Source organism: Nocardia thailandica NBRC 100428 (assembly GCF_000308795.1).
GTDB lineage: Bacteria > Actinomycetota > Actinomycetes > Mycobacteriales > Mycobacteriaceae > Nocardia > Nocardia thailandica.
In genome coordinates this window covers 1-18,319 of sequence record NZ_BAGK01000014.1, presented here as the reverse complement: position 1 = coordinate 18,319, position 18,319 = coordinate 1, and the positions used below count along the sequence as shown (strand labels likewise).

14 protein-coding genes are annotated in these 18,319 nt (G+C 71.7%); 6 read left to right on the top strand and 8 right to left on the bottom strand.

Annotated features, from left to right (window positions below; all coding sequences use genetic code 11):
* The coding region (locus ON36_RS01415; protein WP_043646817.1) for a transglutaminase family protein at positions 1 to 1,737 on the bottom strand (1,737 nt) is incomplete at its 3' end.
* Positions 1,738 to 1,876: 139 nt separating this feature from the next.
* On the opposite strand from ON36_RS01415, the gene ON36_RS01410 reads away from it, so the two are divergent.
* A complete protein-coding gene (locus ON36_RS01410; RefSeq protein ID WP_043646811.1) occupies positions 1,877 to 2,521 on the top strand; it encodes a hypothetical protein in 645 nt (214 codons plus the stop codon).
* Between the two features lie 7 nt (positions 2,522 to 2,528).
* On the opposite strand, the gene recR is transcribed toward ON36_RS01410, so the two are convergent.
* Positions 2,529 to 3,137: a recombination mediator RecR gene (gene recR, locus ON36_RS01405; RefSeq protein ID WP_043646809.1), complete on the bottom strand. Its 609-nt coding sequence runs from the start codon at positions 3,135 to 3,137 to the stop codon at positions 2,529 to 2,531.
* Positions 3,137 to 3,478 carry a YbaB/EbfC family nucleoid-associated protein gene (locus ON36_RS01400; protein ID WP_083884834.1) on the bottom strand — a complete coding sequence of 114 codons (342 nt, stop codon included), beginning with the start codon at positions 3,476 to 3,478 and terminating at the stop codon, positions 3,137 to 3,139. Before ON36_RS01400 ends, recR begins: the two co-directional genes overlap by 1 nt.
* A gap of 238 nt (positions 3,479 to 3,716) precedes the next feature.
* On the opposite strand from ON36_RS01400, the gene ON36_RS01395 reads away from it, so the two are divergent.
* The 3 genes from ON36_RS01395 to ON36_RS01385 are packed head-to-tail and all read left to right on the top strand — an operon-like array spanning position 3,717 to position 5,528.
* A complete protein-coding gene (locus tag ON36_RS01395; protein WP_043646804.1) occupies positions 3,717 to 4,298 on the top strand; it encodes a hypothetical protein in 582 nt (193 codons plus the stop codon).
* Between the two features lie 43 nt (positions 4,299 to 4,341).
* Positions 4,342 to 5,163 carry a MerR family transcriptional regulator gene (locus ON36_RS01390; protein WP_043646829.1) on the top strand — a complete coding sequence of 274 codons (822 nt, stop codon included), beginning with the start codon at positions 4,342 to 4,344 and terminating at the stop codon, positions 5,161 to 5,163.
* 11 nt (positions 5,164 to 5,174) lie between these two features.
* Positions 5,175 to 5,528, top strand: coding sequence for a VOC family protein (locus ON36_RS01385; RefSeq protein WP_043646799.1), 354 nt, complete (start codon positions 5,175 to 5,177; stop codon positions 5,526 to 5,528).
* A gap of 68 nt (positions 5,529 to 5,596) precedes the next feature.
* Here the strand turns inward: ON36_RS01385 and ON36_RS01380 are convergent, their stop codons facing one another.
* Positions 5,597 to 6,028: an SRPBCC family protein gene (locus ON36_RS01380; protein WP_043646796.1), complete on the bottom strand. Its 432-nt coding sequence runs from the start codon at positions 6,026 to 6,028 to the stop codon at positions 5,597 to 5,599.
* 147 nt (positions 6,029 to 6,175) lie between these two features.
* Between ON36_RS01380 and ON36_RS01375 the strand changes: the two genes are divergently transcribed.
* A complete protein-coding gene (locus tag ON36_RS01375) occupies positions 6,176 to 7,585 on the top strand; it encodes an FAD-binding oxidoreductase (RefSeq protein ID WP_043646824.1) in 1,410 nt (469 codons plus the stop codon).
* Positions 7,582 to 8,898 carry a class I SAM-dependent methyltransferase gene (locus ON36_RS01370; protein ID WP_043646793.1) on the top strand — a complete coding sequence of 439 codons (1,317 nt, stop codon included), beginning with the start codon at positions 7,582 to 7,584 and terminating at the stop codon, positions 8,896 to 8,898. Before ON36_RS01375 ends, ON36_RS01370 begins: the two co-directional genes overlap by 4 nt.
* A 31-nt stretch (positions 8,899 to 8,929) precedes the next feature.
* On the opposite strand, the gene ON36_RS01365 is transcribed toward ON36_RS01370, so the two are convergent.
* The 4 genes from ON36_RS01365 to ON36_RS01350 form a co-directional block, all read right to left on the bottom strand.
* Entirely contained in the window at positions 8,930 to 12,481 is a 3,552-nt protein-coding gene (locus ON36_RS01365) for a serine/threonine-protein kinase (protein WP_083884833.1), read from the bottom strand.
* 255 nt (positions 12,482 to 12,736) lie between these two features.
* Positions 12,737 to 14,887: a 3-hydroxyacyl-CoA dehydrogenase NAD-binding domain-containing protein gene (locus ON36_RS01360; protein ID WP_043646792.1), complete on the bottom strand. Its 2,151-nt coding sequence runs from the start codon at positions 14,885 to 14,887 to the stop codon at positions 12,737 to 12,739.
* Positions 14,888 to 14,929: 42 nt separating this feature from the next.
* Positions 14,930 to 16,141, bottom strand: a complete 1,212-nt coding sequence (locus ON36_RS01355; protein ID WP_043646790.1) for an acetyl-CoA C-acetyltransferase — start codon at positions 16,139 to 16,141, stop codon at positions 14,930 to 14,932.
* A 221-nt stretch (positions 16,142 to 16,362) separates the two neighbouring features.
* Positions 16,363 to 17,229 (bottom strand): hypothetical protein, encoded by an 867-nt coding sequence (locus ON36_RS01350; RefSeq protein WP_157224731.1) that lies wholly within the window; start codon positions 17,227 to 17,229, stop codon positions 16,363 to 16,365.
* Positions 17,230 to 18,319: the final 1,090 nt, after the last annotated feature.

The following is an 18,319-nucleotide window of genomic DNA, read 5'->3' as shown; positions in this document are numbered from 1 at the left end:
GCCCGTTTCGTCCTCGCGGCGGTGCAGCGGAAGGACGAAGGCGGCCGGCTCGCTGACCGAGGAGTCGAGGCGGTCGAGCAGCGCCCGGCGCGCGAGCGGCGAGTCGTCCGCGGGGTCGAGGTCGGCGGTGAGCGCGTCCGGATCGCCGTGCGGCGCGCCGACTTCGGCGGCCAGGCGGGCCAGCGGATCCTCGAAGGCGGGCCGGACCTGTCGGTCCGGCAGCCCGAGGTCGGCGGCGATGTGGGCGACGAGCCGCTCGGCCAGGTCCGCGGACGCGGCCGGGAGCCTCGGCGCCTGGGCGGGGGCGGCGTTGAGCGGCGGGGCGGGGGTCGGCCGGGTGCCGGTCGTGTCCTCGGCGGGCCGGTCGGCCGCGCGGGGACCGCCGGTACCGCTGACGGGGGCCGGGGCGGACTCCGGCGCGGCGTCGCCGGACGGCACGGGCGCCAGCCGCCGCGACACCGGCGTCCACGGGTCCGCGAGCAGGTCCTGACGATGCCAGACCGGTTCCCCGTCCGCGCGCCAGGCGACGGCGATCTCCCAGCGCGGCAACGGCTCGCCGGGATACCACTTGCCCTGCCGGTACTGCGCGAGGCCCTGCGGGGCGTAGACGCGACGCAGCCGCCCGGCCAGGTCGACGGCGCGTTCGCGCTTGTGCGGCCCGTCGGCCGCGGTGGTCCACTGCGCGCTGACCTGGTCGTCGAGGGAGACGAAGGTCGGCTCGCCGCCCATGGTCAGCCCGACGCCCGCGGCGGTCATCCGGTCGTCGATCGCCGCGCCCGCCGCGACGATCCGCGCCCACTGGGAGTCGGTGTAGGGCAACGTGACCCGGGGGTCCTCGTGGACCCGGCGCACCACGTTGCTGAATTCCATGGTGGTCTCGGTGATGCCGGTGGCGCCGGTGATCGGCGCGGCGGAGCTGTAGTGCGGGGTGGCCGAGAGCGGGATGTGGCCCTCGCCGGCGAACAGGCCCGAGGTGGGGTCCATCCCCATCCAGCCCGCGCCGGGGACGTACACCTCGGTCCAGGCGTGCAGGTCGGTGAAGTCGGCGGCCGGCCCCGACGGCCCGTCCAGCGAGGGCACGTCCTGGGACAGCTGGACCAGGTAGCCGGAGACGAACCGCGCCGCGAGGCCGAGCTCACGCAGGATCGCCACGAGCAGCCACGCCGAATCGCGGCAGGAACCGAGCGCCGCGCGCAGCGTGTGGTCCGGCGTCTGCACGCCCGCCTCCATGCGCACCGTGTAGTCGATGTCGGCGCGCAGGGCGTTGTTCAGCTCGACCAGGAAATCGATGGTGCGGATCCGCCCCGCCGGCCGGTGCCGCCGCGCCCACTCGCGCACCAGTTCGCCCGGGCCCGAGCCCGGCCCCGCCTCGTCGACCGGCCGCAGGTAGGGCTCGAGATCGGCGGCCAGTTCGGGCGCGTACCGGAACGGCGCGTACTCGGCGTAGTCCTCGACGAAGAAGTCGAACGGGTTGACCGCCTCGAGATCGGCGATCAGCCCGACGGTGATCGACAGCTCCCGCGTCGGCTCGGGAAAGACCAGCCGCGCAAGGAAATTGCCGAAGGCGTCCTGTTGCCAGTTGACGAAGTGCCGCGCCGGTTCGACCCGCAGCGAGTACGCCTCGACGCGGGTTCGCGAGTGCGGTGCCGGGCGCAGCCGCACCACGTGCGGGTGCACCTCCACCAGGCGGTCGAAGGAGTAGGTGGTCCGGTGTTCGAGCGACACCTTGATGCCCATGGGCCAAGTTCACCACACGGACCGGGCAGCTCGTCGGGTGACGAAACGGGAGTTTTCCGACGGGTATCACGTCGAAACCCGCAGGCAACACCGGGCCGCCGAAACCGACCGGTCAGGCCACGCGGCTACCCTGAACCGCGTGAGCTACGACCACATCCTGCTGCCCTCCGGCGCCGCCGCGACCCCCGACGAGATCGATGCGTATCTGTCGGGCCAGGAGGGCCTGGACGAGTCGGCCGCGATCGCCGAGATCGCCGCCGCGGTGAACGCGCGCAACGCCGAACTGCCCGAGCAGGACACCTTCCTCAGCGTCTCGCCCGCGGGCGGCGCGGCGACCGGCGACACGCTCTACATCTCCTCGCCCTACGACGCGATCGGGTTCGTGCGCGACCTGCTGTTCGAGCTGGCGACCCCGCGCGGTTACGCGGTCTACGACCCGCAGCTGAGCTGGCTGGTCGACCCGGCGGGCCATGTGCCGGTGCAGATCACCCACGGCGGCGCGGGCACTTTCCCGTACCTCACCCGCGACCTGGCCGACCGCTGGGTGGCCGGCCTGACCGCGCCCAACCCGTACCTCATCGCCGAGCGCGGCGACCAGGACTACATCCAGACCTACCGCGATCCCGAGGGCGTCTACACGCTGGAATACCGGGCGGGCTCGGCGGAGCGGCACTTCGGCACGACGCTGACCGACCCGTCCGAGGTCTCGCGCATCATCTGGGCCTGGACCACCGGCGACACCGAGGCCGTCGCCGGGGTCGGCTGGGCGCCCGTCACGTTCTGAGCGGGCGCTAGAGCGTCCGGCGGCCGGACAGCGCGCGGCCGAGGGTCAGCTCGTCGGCGAACTCCAGGTCGCCGCCCATGGGCAGGCCCGAGGCGAGGCGGGTGACGGTGAGGCCGGGGAAATCGCGCAGCATGCGGACCAGGTAGGTCGCGGTCGCCTCGCCCTCGGTGTTCGGGTCCGTGGCGATGATGACCTCGGTGACGTCGACCCCGTCCTCCTGCGTGCCGATCCGGGTCAGCAGTTCCCGGATCCGCAGCTGGTCGGGCCCGACGCCGGACAGCGGATCGAGCGCGCCGCCGAGCACGTGATAGCGCCCGCGGAACTCGCGGGTGCGCTCGATCGCCTGCACGTCCTTGGGCTCCTCGACCACGCAGATCATGGTCAGGTCGCGCCGCGGGTCGGCACAGATGCGGCAGCGTTCCCCGTCGGCGACCGTGCCACAGATCGTGCAGAACTGCACGCCGTCGCGCACCTTCTGCAACGCCGCCTGCAGGCGGTCGATCTCGGGCGGTTCCACCCCGAGGAGGTGGAAGGCGATGCGCTGGGCGCTCTTCGGACCGACGCCGGGCAGCTTGCCCAGCTCGTCGATCAGATCCTGTACCGGACCCTCATACATCAGAAGTCGGGCAGGCCGGGCAGCGAACCGCCACCGAGACCGGCCGAGAGCGGGCCGAGCCGCTCGGCCGCCAGCTGCTGGGCGTTGGTCATCGCGTCGTTGATCGCGCCGATCACCAGGTCCTGCAGGCCCTCGACATCGCTGGGGTCGACGACCTTGGGGTCGATGACCAGCGAGCGCACCTCGCCGCTGACCTTGATGGTGGCCCGCACCAGACCGCCGCCCGCCTGCCCGGTCACCTCGGTCTCCGCGAGTTCGGCCTGCGCCTGCATGACCGCCTGCTGCATCTGCTGGGCCTGGGCGAGCAACTGCTGCATATCGAACTGACCACCGGGTTGCACGGCACGTCCTTCCATCGAGAGTTCGTCGCTTCGAGCGTAGTCCACCGGTCGCGGGCCCGGCGCCGCGCCGGATACTGCCACACCGGCACCGGCCGGAGCGCGGAACGGCGGCGCCGTTATCTCCCCGACACCACGTAACGGATCGGTTGCCGATGGAGTGCTGACGCGGCCGGAGGACCGGTTCGACCTACCATCGAGTCGGGTCGTGATCGAAGTCCGGCGACGTTCGGGAGAGCCCATGGCGAGCGCACGTTCACGCAGCACCGTCGGCGCGGCATTATGCGCGCTGGCCTCCGGCCTGCTCTTTCTGTCCCCGGCCACGGCGTCCGCCGAGGCGGGCGGTGGCGGCGGCGGGGTCGACTACGGCGGCGGTTGCCTCCTCGCGCCGGAGGACCGGGGCGTCACGATCGATTCGCTGCGATTTCGCTGCTCGGCCGGCCAGCTCGGTCAGGTCTTCTCCGGCGCGGGGCGCGGCGCCGTGCCGAACGGGGTGACCAACGGCTGGGTGGCGCGCCCGCCCGAGCTGGTCGGACCGGCGCCCGCGCTGTGGATCGGCAAGGTGTTCCGCACCGGCCCCGGCGGCGGCACGCTGACCAACCGGGTCACCGGCGCGGGCGTCGAGGCGTTCCCGGCGAACGTCTACGCGGGCCCGTCGATCCTCGACGGCGGCGACACGTGGGTGCTCGACTACGCGCCCTCGCCCACCCCGCAGGTCTACGACGAGATCCGCGAGGTCACGCCCGGCGTCTGGCTCGGCTACTCCTGGTGGCGTGGCGCGCCGAACGTCCTGCTCGCGACCTTCGTCCTGGCCCCGGCCTGACGATTGTTGACTCTCCCCCGGCTGGAGGGTGTTCGCTGAACGCATGACCGCAACCGTCGCGATCGGCGAGTTCTCCCGGCTCACCCATCTGAGCGTGAAGACGCTGCGCTACTACCACGAGCTCGCCCTGCTGGAACCGGCCGCCGTCGACCCGGCGACCGGCTACCGCCGCTACTCGACCGACCAGGTCGGGCGCGCCCACCTGATCCGGCGGCTGCGCGACCTGGACATGCCGCTCGAGCAGATCGCCGCGGTGCTGCGCGCCGAGGACACCGGCGCCAGGGACGAGACCCTGCGCAACCACCTGGCCCGCATGGAGGCCGAGCTCCAGCGCACCCGGGACGTGGTCGCCTCGCTGCGCTCGCTGCTGACCCCCGCCGCGCCCCTGCGCGTGGACTACCGCATCGAGACCGCCTTCCCGGCGGTGCTGCTCACCGAGTCGGTGGACCGCGCCGACATCGGCGACTGGTGCGGGGTCGCCTTCGAACGGCTCTACACCGGCCTCGCCGCGGCGGGCGCGACGCCCGCGGGCGTCGCGGGGGCCACCTACTCCACCGAGTTCTTCCGGTCCGACGGCGGCCTCGTCACCGCCTACGTCCCGGTGGCGACCAGCACGGGAGTCCGCGTCCCGGACGGGCTGCGGCTGGGCGAGCTGCCGACCCGCCGTTTCGCCATCGCCGTGCACACCGGCCCGTTCGAGGACTTCGACCGCACCTACGGCGCCCTGGGCAGCCACGTCGCCGAACACGACACCGTGCTGGCCGACGAGCCGGTCCGCGAGCGCTATCTCGTCGGGCCCGACCGCACCCCCGATCCCACCGAATACCGCACCGAAGTGTGCTGGCCCATCACCCTGCGACCCTGAGGAGCTCACCCATGTCACTCGAACTCGGCAACATCACCTTCGACTGCCACGACGCGGCCGCCCTGGCCGGCTTCTACGGCGAACTGCTCGGCCGCCCCGTCGATCCCGAGGCGAGCGAGTTCTTCGCGACCATCGGCACCGCGGCGGGGACCGCGCCGGTGCTGATGTTCCTGAAGGTCGGCGAGAAGACGCCGGGGAAGAACGTGGTGCACCTGGATTTCCACGCACCCGACTGGCGGGCGCAGGCCGATCGCGCCGTCGCCCTCGGCGCGAAGCACGTCGGCGACTTCGACGAGTACGGCCAGCAGTGGGCCACCCTCGCCGACCCAGAGGGCAACCTCTTCGACATCGGCAAGAGTCACTGACCACCCGCGCGGCCGGTCCGCTCCCGCCGATCCCGGCCTGCCCGGCATCGGCGGGAGCGCCTACCCGCTCAGAGTTCCTTGGCCAGGTTGGCCAGCACCTCGGCCTGGATCTTCTTCAGGCCGAGCGGGGCGAAGATGCCCTCGAAGATGCCCTTGACGCCGCCCGCGCCCTGCCAGGTGGTGGTCACGGTCACCTTCGAGCCGGTGCCCTCACCGGTCACGGTCCAGGTGGTGACGAGCGAGGAGTTGGCGTCCCGCTCCACCAGGCTGTCCGCGGTGGCCGAGACCGTGGACCGCACGTTGCGGACCCGGCTCTCGGTGGCCTGCAGGGTCCACTCCACCACGGTGCCCGCGCCCTTGCCGCCTTCGACGACCTTGTAGTCGCGGTAGTGCGGGGAGAGGATGCGCGGGCGCAACGTCTCGTAGTCGCCGATGGCCTCTAGCGTGCGCTGCGGATCCGCCGCGACGACGATCGAACTGCTGGCGCTGACCTGTCCCACTGTGTTGCTCCTTGTTCGAAGGGCGGTAACTCGACCGGGAACCATCCTGCAACATATGCGTGACATTTCCCCCAGCCGTACCGCTATTCGGTGGCCGGTCGCACATCGGAGTACTAGCGTCGAGCTGTGGCAGTCAGTCTGATGAACATGGCCGGCCACAAACCGGCCGCACACGAATCCGGATTCGCCGCGCACCGCGAGGGTGTGGCCCGCCTGCTGGCGAGCTATCGCGCCATCCCCGCCGGGGCGACCGTGCGCCTGGCCAAGAAGACCTCCAACCTGTTCCGCGCCCGAGCCGCCAGCGACGCCCCCGGCCTCGACGTCTCCGGGCTCTGTAAGGTCATCGCGGTCGATCCAGAGGCCCGCACGGCCGACGTCGCCGGGATGACCACCTACGAGGACCTGGTCGCCGCGACCCTGCCCTACGGGCTGGCGCCGCTGGTCGTCCCGCAGCTCAAGACCATCACGCTCGGCGGCGCGGTGACCGGCCTCGGCATCGAGTCCAGCTCGTTCCGCAACGGTCTGCCGCACGAATCCGTCCTGGAGATGGACGTGCTGACCGGCGCGGGCGAGATCATCACCGCCCGCCCCGACAACGAGTACGCCGACCTGTTCCGCGGCTTCCCCAATTCCTATGGCACGCTCGGCTATACGGTCCGGCTCAAGATCGCTCTCGAACCGGTGCAGCCCTACGTCGCCCTGCGCCACGTCCGGTTCCACGACCTCGACGAGCTCGAACGGACCCTGGCCCGGATCGTCGAGGACCGCTCCTACGAGGGGGAACGCGTCGACTACCTCGACGGCGTCGTCTTCACCGCCGCCGAGAGCTACCTGACCCTCGGCAGGCAGACCGACGAGCCCGGCCCGGTCTCCGACTACACCGGGATGGACATCTACTACCGCTCCATCCAGCACGACGAGGGCGTCGTGAACGACCGGCTGACCATCCACGACTACCTGTGGCGCTGGGACACCGACTGGTTCTGGTGCTCGCGCGCCTTCGGCACCCAGAATCCCCGGATCCGCCGCTTCTGGCCCAAGGGCCTGCGCCGCAGCAGCTTCTACTGGAAGCTGGTCGCCCTCGACCGCAAGTACCACATCGGCGACCGGCTGGAGGCCCGCAAGGGCAACCCACCGCAGGAACGCGTGGTGCAGGACATCGAGGTGCCCGTCGAGCGCACCGCCGAGTTCGTGCGCTGGTTCCTGCGGGAAATACCGATCGAGCCGATCTGGTTGTGCCCGTTGCGGTTGCGCGACACCGACGGCGCGCGGCCGTGGCCGCTGTACCCCCTCGCACCGGCCGAGACCTACGTCAACATCGGCTTCTGGTCCGCGGTACCGACCGTGCCCGGCCGGCCGGAAGGCGCCGCGAACCGCGCCATCGAGGCCAAGGTGTCCGAGCTCGACGGCCACAAGTCGCTGTACTCGGACGCCTACTACGACGAGGCCGAATTCGCCGCGCTCTACGGCGGCGAGGCCTACGCGCGACTGAAGAAACGTTACGACCCGGACCAACGACTGCTGGATCTGTATTCGAAGGCGGTGCAACGCAAGTGACGACATTCAAGGATCGCTCCGACGCATTCGCGGAGCTAGGGACCAAACTCAGCATCGCGGAGATCCTCGAGATCCTCGTCGACGGGGACATCCCCATCCGGCTGACCGCCTACGACGGCAGCGCGACGGGCCCGGAGGACTCGGAGTTCAGCCTCGACATCGTCAACCCGCGCGGTATCAACTACCTGGCGGGCGCGCCGGGCGACCTCGGCCTGGCGCGGGCCTACGTCTCCGGCGACATGGCGGCGGGCGGCGTCCATCCGGGCGACCCGTACGAGCTGCTCGAGGCCATGCAGGGCATGAAGTTCCGCAGGCCGTCGGCGCTGGCGCTGGTCACCATCGCCCGCTCGCTCGGCTGGGACCGGCTCAAGCCCGTCGCGCCGCCACCGCAGGAGACGCTGCCCCGCTGGCGCCGGATCGCGCTGGAGGGCCTGCGGCACTCCAAGACCCGCGACGCCGAGGCCATCCACCACCACTACGACGTCTCCAACACCTTCTACGAGTACGTGCTCGGCCCGTCCATGACCTACACCTGCGCGGTCTACGGCGACGAGAACTGGACCCTCGAGCAGGCCCAGGAGAACAAGTACCGCCTGATCTTCGACAAGCTGCGCCTGAAGGAGGGCGACCGCCTGCTCGACATCGGCTGCGGCTGGGGCGGCATGGTCCGCTACGCGGCGCGGCGCGGGGTGAAGGTCATCGGCGCCACGCTGTCGGCCGAGCAGGCCAAATGGGCGCAGGCCAAGATCGAGGAGGAGGGCCTCGCCGATCTGGCCGAGGTCCGCCACTGCGACTACCGCGACATCCCCGAGGGGGATTTCGACGCGCTGTCCTCCATCGGCCTGACCGAACACATCGGGGTACACAACTACCCGTTCTACTTCGGCTTCTTCAAGGACAAGCTGCGCGACGGCGGCCTGTTCCTCAACCACTGCATCACCCGCCACGACAACACCCGCAGCACCAAGGCGGGCGACTTCATCGACCGTTACGTCTTCCCCGACGGCGAGCTCATCGGCTCCGGCCGCATCGTCTCCGAGATCCAGAACGTCGGCCTCGAGGTGCTGCACGAGGAGAACCTGCGCGAGCACTACGCGCTGACCCTGCACGAGTGGTGCAAGAACCTGGTCGCGAACTGGGACGCCTGCGTCGCCGAGGCGGGCGAGGGCACGGCCAAGGTGTGGGGCCTGTACATGGCGGGCAGCCGGCTCGGCTTCCAGCGCAACGTGGTCCAGCTGCACCACGTCCTCGGCGTGAAGCTGGGCGACGGCGGCCGGTGGACGGTACCGCTGCGCCCCTGGTGGGAGCCGTAAGGGCCCGGACCCGCGGCCCCGGCCGCCGGAACTAGAGCAGTTCGTCGAGGAAGGCCATCGGCAGGCCCGCGGTGAGCGGATCGGGACGCTCGCCGCGGGCTCGCGTGTGCAGGACCCGCAGCAGGGCGACCACGCCCGGCCCCGCGTCCAGCAGCGGCCGGGTCCAGCCGAGCTCGGCACACCGGTCGAGCACCGGCATGAGTAGCCCGGTCGCCTCGCCGACCCAGCCCGACGCGGTCAGGCACTCGGCCAGCAGCAGGGCGGCGTCGAGTTCGGCGCGGGGCCGGTGCTGTTCGAGCGCGCGGGCGTAGAGCAGCCGGGCCCGGCGCACCGCGCGGTCGTCGTCGGCCAGGCGCTGTTCGGCGAGCAGGGCCCGGATCTCGGCGGTCTCGCGGGCCTCCCAGGTCAGCCCGGCGGTCCCGGACCTGGCGCGGGTGCCGTTGCCGAGGTCCTCGTCGCGCCGGTCGCCGCCGGGCAGCCCGAGCCGGACCCGTTCGGCCCGGATGTGGGCGTCGAGGCGGGTCAGTTCGTGCTCGGCGGCCAGCCTGCTGCCCTCGTCGAGCCGGGTGGCCGCGGTGAAGAGGTCCCCGCGCACCGCCTTGACGCGGGCGCCGATGACGAAGGTGGCGATCAGGAAGTCGACCGGGCCGATGCGGGCCACCAGCTGGTGGCTCTCGTCCAGCAGCCGGTCCGCGGTGTCGAGATCCCCGCGCCGGTAGGCGATCTCGCCGGCGAGCGCGGCCGCGACCCGGGTGGCGTCGGACCAGGCGCCGCCGCGTTCCACGGCGGTGTCGTAGGCCCGCTGATAACAGTCGGTCGCGGTGGCGATGTCGAGCTGTTCGTAGGCGGCGTCGCCGCGCACGCAGAGACCGAACACCGGGCCGAGCGGGTCCTTGGAACGCTGGTGGTAGTCCTGCGCCCAGTCCTGGGTGCGGATGGCGCCGGCGAAGTCGAACTCGCACAACTCGACGAACGAGGACACGTTCGCCGCCGTGGAGACCGCCCAGTCCGGCAGGTCGTCGGGGTCGGCCAGGATGGGCGCCAGCTCGGCGACGACCCCGTCGACGCGGTCGTGCGCGATGCGCTCGGCGGCGTCGAGCACCCGGGCGATGCTGCGCTGCCGCGCGACCTCGGCCGGGTCGGTGCCCGTGCCCGGCGCCAGCAGATTGGACAGCCTGCCCAGCGCCTTGCGGGCCGGGCCCGACTGCTGGAGGCTGACATTGGCCCGCGCGACCGCCATGAGCAGCTTGGACCGGTTGGCCACCTGCTGCACCGGCAGTTTCGACACCGAGCCGAGCAGGGTCGCCAGCCGTGAGCCGTCGATGAGGTCCATCCCGCCGCTCTCCAGCAGGTCGGCGGCCAGCTTCATGTCGGTGGCCGCGAGCGCGTGGTCGACGGACTTGCGCAGCAGCTGATGCTCGGCGTACCAGCGGGCGGCCTTGCGGTGCAGGACCTTCGCCCGGCCCGGGTAGCGGCGGTCGAGGCGGGCGCGCAGATGTTCGGCGAACAGCGGCTGCATCCGGAACCAGTCCGGGTCGTGGTCGACGCGGCGCAGGAACAGCTCGCGCCGTTCGGCCTCCTCGAGCAGCGCGCTCCCGTCGTCCACCTCGGCCAGCACCGCCGCCAGGGATCCGTTGACCCGCTCGGTCACCGAGATGGCCATGAGGAACTCGAGCATCTCCGGTTCCATGGTGTCCAGGACGTTCTCGGCGAGGTACTCGCGGATACCGTGCTTGTCCGCGCCCAGCGTCTCGAGCAGCTGCGCCGGGTCCGGGTTGCCGCGCAGGGACAGGCTGATCAGCTGCACGGCCGCCGGCCAGCCGTCGGTGACGGCGTGGATCTGTTCGACCTGCTCGTCGGTGAGCGCGAACCCGTTGCGCTCCACCAGGATCTGCCGGGTCTCGCGGGCAGTGAGCCGCAGCTGGTCCGAGCCGATCTCGACCAGCTCGTCGCGGACCCGCATCCGGCTCGACGGCAGCCCGGCCTGTTCGCGGCTGGTGATGACGAAACGCAGGTGGTGGCAGCCGTTGTCGAGCAGGTTCTCCATCACCTTGTGCACCGCCGGGTCGGTCACCCGGTGCCAGTCGTCGACGATGACCACGACGCTGCGCCCGCTCGCGTGGATCTCGTCGATCAGGGTGGCCACGACGAAGGCCACCGCGTCCGCGGGCCGCTGTTCCAGCACCTGGTCCAGGCCGACGCCCAGGTCGGGCCGCACCCGCCGGATCGCCTCGATGAGGTGGGCGAGGAACCAGATCTCGTTGTCGTCGTCGTGATCGAGCCCCAGCCAGGCCACCGCGGCCACGTCCCTGGCGACGAGTTCCTGGCGCCACTGGGCCGCCACGGTGCTCTTGCCGAACCCGGCGGGCGCGTGCAGCACGGCGAGGCGCCGGTTGCCGCCCGCGCGGAGGATGTCGAGCAGGCGCTGCCGGGGCACCGGGTCACGGGCGGGCGTGGGCGGACGGAACTTGGTCGCGGCGGTCGGCGGCAGCGTGCCGCCGGTGGACGCGCCCGCGGCCGGGGCGGTGTCGGTGCCGGTCGGGCGCAGGCCGAGCGGGGCGCGGCGGCGGCCGGTGACCGCCGACCCGCCACCGTTGCCCGCCGCCGGGTCGAGCGCGGGCCCGGTCTCGAGCAGGGCCATGTCGTCGGGGACCTCGCCGTGCGCCCGCTGCACGTCGCGCAGCAGCTCGCCGAAGGCGGCCGCGCTCGCCGGCCGGTCCGCCGGCTCCGGGGCCATGGCCGACTCGATCGCGGCGGCCACGTCGGCGGGGATGTCGAATTCGCGCAGGTCGGGCACCGGCTGGGTGGTGATGCGCAGGAACTGCGCGACCACCTTCTCCCCGACCTGCCTCTCGAAGGCCGCGTGCCCGGTGAGCAGCGCGAACAGGGTGGCCCCCAGGCCGTAGACGTCCGAGCGCACGGTCGGGTCGCCGCCCTTGAGCACCTCGGGCGCGGTGAAGGCGGGCGAGCCGGTGATGAGCTGGCTCGACGTCCGGAAGCCGCCCGGGATGCGGGCGATCCCGAAGTCGGTCAGCTGGGGCTCCCCGTAGGCGCTGAGCAGCACGTTGGCCGGTTTGACGTCGCGGTGCAGCACCTGGGCGCGGTGCGCGCTCTCGATCGCGCCCGCCAGCTTCACCCCGACCCGCAGGGTGTCCGACCAGCTCAGCGGGCCGTGATCGTGGATGAGCTGCTCGAGCGACCCGCGCGTGGCGTAGGGCATCACGATCAGCGGCAGGCCGGTCGGCGTGACGTCGACCTGCAGGATGTCGACGATGTTCGGGTGCCCCGAGAGCCTGCCCATCGCCTGCTCCTCGCGCAGGAACCGCTCCCGGCTCTCCTCCTCGAGCTCCGAGGACAGCACCTTGACCGCGACCACCCGGTCCAGCGCCTCCTGCAGGCACCGGTACACCACGCCGAAACCGCCACGGCCGACCTCGGTGGCGTGGGTCAGCCCCATCTCGGCGAGCTCGCCGGACATGTCGATCGGCTGCGCGACCTGGGTGTCCTCCGGATCGCCCGCGCTCGTCGCCCCGAGACGCGTCCGCTCGACCTGCGAATCCCCCTCCCCCGCTTGCCGTTTCATGCGACCACCTCGATCTCACACCGAATCGGCGGCACCGGCGACCATGCATCGCACCCCGACCCCCCACCGACCCCTCCGGTCCGTGTGCGCATACTTCAACGCTAGCGCGCACAGGCCCCGCTCGGCAGCCCTTCCGCCGGGCGAGTTCGACGCGACGACCGGGTCACCGCCCGTCCCACCGACGGCGGCGGCCCCGCCTCGCGAGAGCGAGACGGGGCCGCCGGTCACCCGGTGCGCGAACGCGCGGGCGGGATACTACTTGCGCAGGGAGGCCGGAACCTCGAAGCGCGGGCCGAACTTCTTGGCCAGCTCGTCGGCGCGGGCGACGAAGGCCTCCTGGCCGCCCGGGTAGCCCACGATGAACTGGTGCACGCCACCGGTCCAGGCCGGGAAACCGATGCCGAAGATCGAGCCGATGTTCGCGTCGGCGGTGCTGGTGAGCACGCCTTCGTCGAAGCACTTCTGGGTCTCGATGGCCTCGGCGAACAGCATCCGGTCCTTGAGGTCCTGGAAGGTGTAGCCCTCCGGGAGCTCGCGGGAGGTGTTGAAGATCGAGCGCAGCTCGCTCCACAGGCCGACAGCCTTGCCGTCCACGTAGTCGTAGAAGCCGGCGCCGCCCGCCTTGCCCTTGCGGTCGTACTCGCCGACCAGCTTGTCGAGCACCTCGGCGGTCTTCACCGCGGCGGCGTTGAGCTCGCCGCCGGCGGCCACGACGGCCTCCGCGGTCTCCTTGTAGATCTTCTGCATGGTGGTGAAGTTCAGCTCGTCGCTGAGCTTCAGCGGCGCGGCCGGGTAGCCCGCCTGCAGACCGGCCTGCTCGACGGTGGCCGGGTCGACACCCTCGGCGACGGCCGCGATGGCCTCGTTGATGAAGGTGCCGATGACGCGCGAGGTGAAGAAGCCGCGGCTGTCGTTGACCACGATCGGGGTCTTGCGGATCGCGAGGGTGTAGTCGTACACCCGGGCCAGCGCCTCGTCGGAGGTCTTCTCGCCCTTGATGATCTCGACCAGCGGCATCTTGTCGACCGGGGAGAAGAAGTGGATACCGATGAAGTCCTCGGTCCGCTTCACGCCGTTGGCCAGCAGGGTGATCGGCAGGGTGGAGGTGTTCGAGCCGAGCAGGGCGTCGGCGTCGACGATGTCCTCGATCTCCTGGAAGACCTTGGCCTTGAGCTCGGGGTTCTCGAACACGGCCTCGATGACGAAGTCCACGCCCGCGAAGTCGGCCGGGTCGGCGGTCGGCTTGATGCGGTCGAGGAGGGTCTTGGACTTCTCCTCGGTGGTCTTGCCGCGCGAGAGCGCCTTCTCCTCGAGCTTGACCGAGTAGTCCTTGCCCTTCTCGGCGGCCTCGATGGTGACGTCCTTGAGGACGACGTCGATGCCGGCCTTGGCGGTGACGTACGCGATGCCCGCGCCCATCATGCCCGCGCCGATGACGCCGACCTTCTTGATCTCACGCTTGGGCACGTCCTTCGGACGCGAACCACCGTTGTTGATGTGGTTCAGGTCGAAGAAGAACGCCTGGATCATGTTCTTGGCGACCGGGCCGGTCAGCAGACCGGTGAAGTACCGCGCCTCGATGAGGGAGGCGTCGTCGAAGCCGACCTGCGAGCCCTCGACGGCGGCGGACATGATGGCGACCGGCGCCGGCATGTTCTGGCCCTTGAGCTGTTTGCGCAGGTTGGCCGGGAACGCGGGCAGGTTGGCGGCGAAGGCCGGGGTCGACGGGGTGCCGCCCGGGATCTTGTAGCCCTTCTTGTCCCACGGCTGCGCGGCCTCGGGGTTGGCGGCGATCCACGCCTTGGCGGCCGGGATGAGCTCCTCGACGGTGCCGACGACCTCGTTGATCAGGCCGATCTCCTTGGCCTTGGTCACGCGGTGACGCTGACCCTGCAGCAGGACCTGCATGAGCGCGCCCTGCAGACCCAGCATGCGCACGGTGCGGACGACGCCGCCACCGCCGGGCAGCAGGCCCAGGCTGACCTCGGGCAGGCCGATGGCCGAGCCCTTGACGTCGGCGGCCACGCGGTAGTGGGTCGCCAGCGCGATCTCGAGGCCACCACCGAGGGCGGCGCCGTTGATGGCGGCCACGACCGGCTTGCCGAGCTGCTCCAGGCGGCGCAGCGGGGTCTTCACGTCGGCCAGCATCTGCATGACCTCGGCCGCGTTGTCCGGGCCGACCTGCATCATGTTCTTCAGGTCGCCGCCGGCGAAGAAGGTCTTCTTGCCGGAGGTGATGATGACACCGGTGATGTCGTCCTTCTCGGCCTCGAGACGGTCGACGGTCGCCTTCATCGAGGTGATGTAGGCGTCGTTCATGGTGTTGGCGCCCTGGGCGGGGTCGTCGATGGTGAGCACGACGACGCCGTCGGCGTCCTTCTCCCAACCGATGATGTTGTCAGACATAAGTTTTCGTTGTCTCCTGTGAGAAGTTCTGGTCGGCCGGGATCAGACGCGCTCGATGATGGTGGCCACGCCCATGCCGCCACCGATGCACAGGGTGATCAGCGCGTAGCGGCCGTTGCGGCGCTCGAGCTCGTCGACCATGGTGCCGGTGATGATGGCGCCGGTGGCACCCAGCGGGTGACCCATGGCGATCGCGCCGCCGTTGACGTTGAGCTTCTCGTCCGGGACGTTCAGGTCCTTCTGGAACTTCAGCACCACGGAGGCGAAGGCCTCGTTGATCTCGACGAGGTCGATGTCGTCGATGGTCAGGCCGGCCTGGGCCAGGGCCTTCTGCGCGGCCGGGGTCGGGCCGGTCAGCATGATGGTGGAGTCGGCGCCCGACTGGGCGGCGGCCACGACGCGGGCGCGGGGGGTCAGGCCCGAGGCCTTGCCCGCGTCCTCGTTGCCGATCAGCACCAGGGCGGCGCCGTCGACGATGCCCGAGCTGTTGCCACCGTGGTGGACGTGGTTGATCTTCTCGATGTAGTGGTACTTCTGCAGCGCCACCGCGTCGAAGCCGCCCAGCTCGCCCATGCCGGCGAAGGACGGGTTCAGCTTGGCCAGGTCCTCGACGGTGGTGCCGGGACGCATGTGCTCGTCGTTGTCGAGGATGACGAGGCCGTTCTGGTCCTTGACCGGAACGATCGACTTGGCGAAGTAGCCGCCGGTGGTCGCCTTGGCGGCCAGGTCCTGCGAGCGCACCGCGTAGGCGTCGACGTCATCGCGGGAGAAGCCCTCGATGGTGGCGATGAGGTCGGCCGAGATGCCCTGCGGAACGAAGTACACGTCGTAGGCGGTGCGCGGGTCCATGGCCCAGGCGCCACCGTCGGAGCCCATCGGCACGCGCGACATGGCCTCGACGCCACCGGCGATCACCAGATCGTCGAAGCCCGAGCGCACCTTCTGCGCGGCGATGTTCACGGCCTCGAGGCCCGAGGCGCAGAAACGGTTGAGCTGGAAACCGCCCGCGGTGTCCGGCAGGCCCGAGGCCAGCACGGTGGTCCGCGCGATGTCCGCACCCTGGTCGCCCACCGGGGTGACCACACCGAGGATCAGGTCCGAGATCCGGTCCTCGTCCAGGTTGGGGAAGCGGTTACGCAGCTCCTGGACCAGACCGACGGTCAGGTCGATCGGCTTGACCGAGTGCAGCGAGCCCTTCTTGTTGCGGCCGCGCGGAGTGCGGATGGCCTCGTAGATGTAGGCCTCTGTGGTCATATCGGAGTGTTTCCTTCCTTGGGGTGCGGTGGCCGCACGACGCCACGACCACCCGTCCTGACGCCGTACAAAACCCGGCAAGCACCAGCGGACGAACGCCTCGGTCGCCCATATGCCTGGGCATACCATAGAACCTCGTCGCACCGGAGCTCGCGGCCACCCGTTCATACTACCGTGGTGTGCGAACTCCGGTTAACTTAACGCTCCGTGAACAGGGCCTGTCAACCCTCCAGACTGGTTGCCCCCAGCTCGCTGCGCAGCAGGGCGAGCGCCACATCGTCCGGATCCTGCCGATCGCCCGGCGCGACCGGCTCCGCGGCGGCGGCGAACATCTCCTGTTCCTCCTCCGGCGTCGGCGGGGGCGGCATGCCGTCACCCGACCACCCGGCGGGCTGGGCATCCGCCGCCGCGCGCGGGTCCGCGGGCGGGGCGAAATCGCCGGGGCCCGGGTCGTCCGGCAGGTCGGGGAAGTCCGGCGGCGGGATGTCGTCGTCGGCGGCGGAGCGGGGGCTGCCGGCGCGTTGCCCGCCCGGATTTCCCTTCGCCTGACTCGGCCGGGAGAACTGCGGACGCGCCGACGCCTTGGGCGACGCGCCGGTACCGGAGGCACCCGGCGCGGCCTCCCGCACGGCCGCCGCGCCGCGCGCGGGCTGCGCCGCCGACCGGGCGGGCGCCTGCCGCGGCGCGGGCACACCCGCCTCCCAGCGCACCTCCAGTTCCCGGCCGAGCACCGCCTGCACGGCCGACCGCACCGCGGTGATGTTGCGCGGATCCGACAGCCGCTGCGCGAGCGGCGGGCTCTGATGCGCGAACACCACGGTCGTGCCCTCGACCCGCGACACCGCGGCCCCCGACAGCAGCGCCTGCAACGTCGGCCCGAACTCGCGCACCTTCGTCTTGATCTCGCCCCACGCGCTCTCGACGACCTGATGCAGGTCCTCACCCGCCGCACCCGGCGCCACGTCAGCCGCGGGCGAATCCGCCTCGGCGGGCGCGGTTTCCGGCTTACCCCCCGCCGCGCCGACCGGGTTCGCCGCCCCCTCCGCAGCACCCGGAGTCGCCGCGGCGGCGAGACCGGCACTCTTCACGGCCCGGTCGTACGGGGTCGAGCCGCCGGGCCCCGCCGGGCCGGACTCGGCACCGCGCCCATCGGGCGCCGAGGGGGGTGGGGTCTCCCGCGCGGCCGGGTCGTCGACCTGCGCTGGATCGGCGGCGGGCGCCGACGACGACCGCGAGACGGGTGGCGTTCCCGGCGCCTCGGCGCGCGCATCCTCGATCGAGCGCGGGCCCGAGGCGGTCGGGCGAGCTTCGGCGGCCGCGTCTTCCGGGCCGGACGCCGAGCGATGCGGCGGCTCCGTGGATGCGGGAGCCGTGTTTGAGAGAGGTTCGTCCGCCACGCGCGAAGCAACCGCCGACTCTCCGGGCGACGTGCCCGCGGCGGCCCGACCAGCAGCCGGTGAGCCGGCGCCGGACGCGGCCTCCGGCACGTCGGACGCGGGGACGGCGGGATGCGAGCGGTCGGCGGCGGGGACCGCCTCGATTCCGGGCGCGGATCGGCCGTCCGAGGTGGGCGGACTTTCCGGCACGTCAGCCGCCGCGTTCCCCGAAGCCGAGGGGGCGGATCCGGACGCGACCTCGGTACCGGACGAAGACGCCGGGGCCCCGGGCCCCGGATGCTGCGGGGGCGCGCCCGCGCCCCGCGTCCGCGCGTCGGGAGCGGCGGACGCTCCGCCCTCGGTCTGCAACCCGTGCCCCGGCGCGCCGGCGGCGGGCGGCGGCGCCGACCCCTCGGCGGAGCCCGCAGGCGTCGCCGCTCCTCCAGCCCGGACATCACCGTGCCGAACCGCCGACCCGTCAGCGGTGCCCGCAGACGGTTCGCCCGGTGCGTCGGCAGTGCCGAGCAGTGACTGCGCCCCCTCGAGTGAGCCCATGGACGCGCCCGCCCCCTGCACACCACCGGCCCCGGGCGGCGGCCCAGGCCGCTCGCGGTGACCTGTGGCCGCAGGCGCCCCTTGGACATCGTCGGCGCCGGGCACGGCGGGGCGCGTCGACGGGCTCACGTCCCGCACGCCGGAAGCCCCGGGCGGGGTCGCCGAGCGATCGGACGCGCCCGCACCCTGCACACCAGCCGCCCCGGTCGGCGTGCCCGCCGCCTCGACGGAACCTGTGGGCGCGGCC

Coding starts and splice junctions, on each gene's coding strand:
- ON36_RS01365 (WP_083884833.1), bottom strand. CDS start 12,481: ATGAAACGGCAAGCGGGGGAGGGGGATTCGCAGGTCGAGCGGACGCGT.
- ON36_RS01390 (WP_043646829.1), top strand. CDS start 4,342: ATGACCGCAACCGTCGCGATCGGCGAGTTCTCCCGGCTCACCCATCTG.
- ON36_RS01360 (WP_043646792.1), bottom strand. CDS start 14,887: ATGTCTGACAACATCATCGGTTGGGAGAAGGACGCCGACGGCGTCGTC.
- ON36_RS01385 (WP_043646799.1), top strand. CDS start 5,175: ATGTCACTCGAACTCGGCAACATCACCTTCGACTGCCACGACGCGGCC.
- recR (WP_043646809.1), bottom strand. CDS start 3,137: ATGTATGAGGGTCCGGTACAGGATCTGATCGACGAGCTGGGCAAGCTG.
- ON36_RS01355 (WP_043646790.1), bottom strand. CDS start 16,141: ATGACCACAGAGGCCTACATCTACGAGGCCATCCGCACTCCGCGCGGC.
- ON36_RS01395 (WP_043646804.1), top strand. CDS start 3,717: ATGGCGAGCGCACGTTCACGCAGCACCGTCGGCGCGGCATTATGCGCG.
- ON36_RS01375 (WP_043646824.1), top strand. CDS start 6,176: ATGGCCGGCCACAAACCGGCCGCACACGAATCCGGATTCGCCGCGCAC.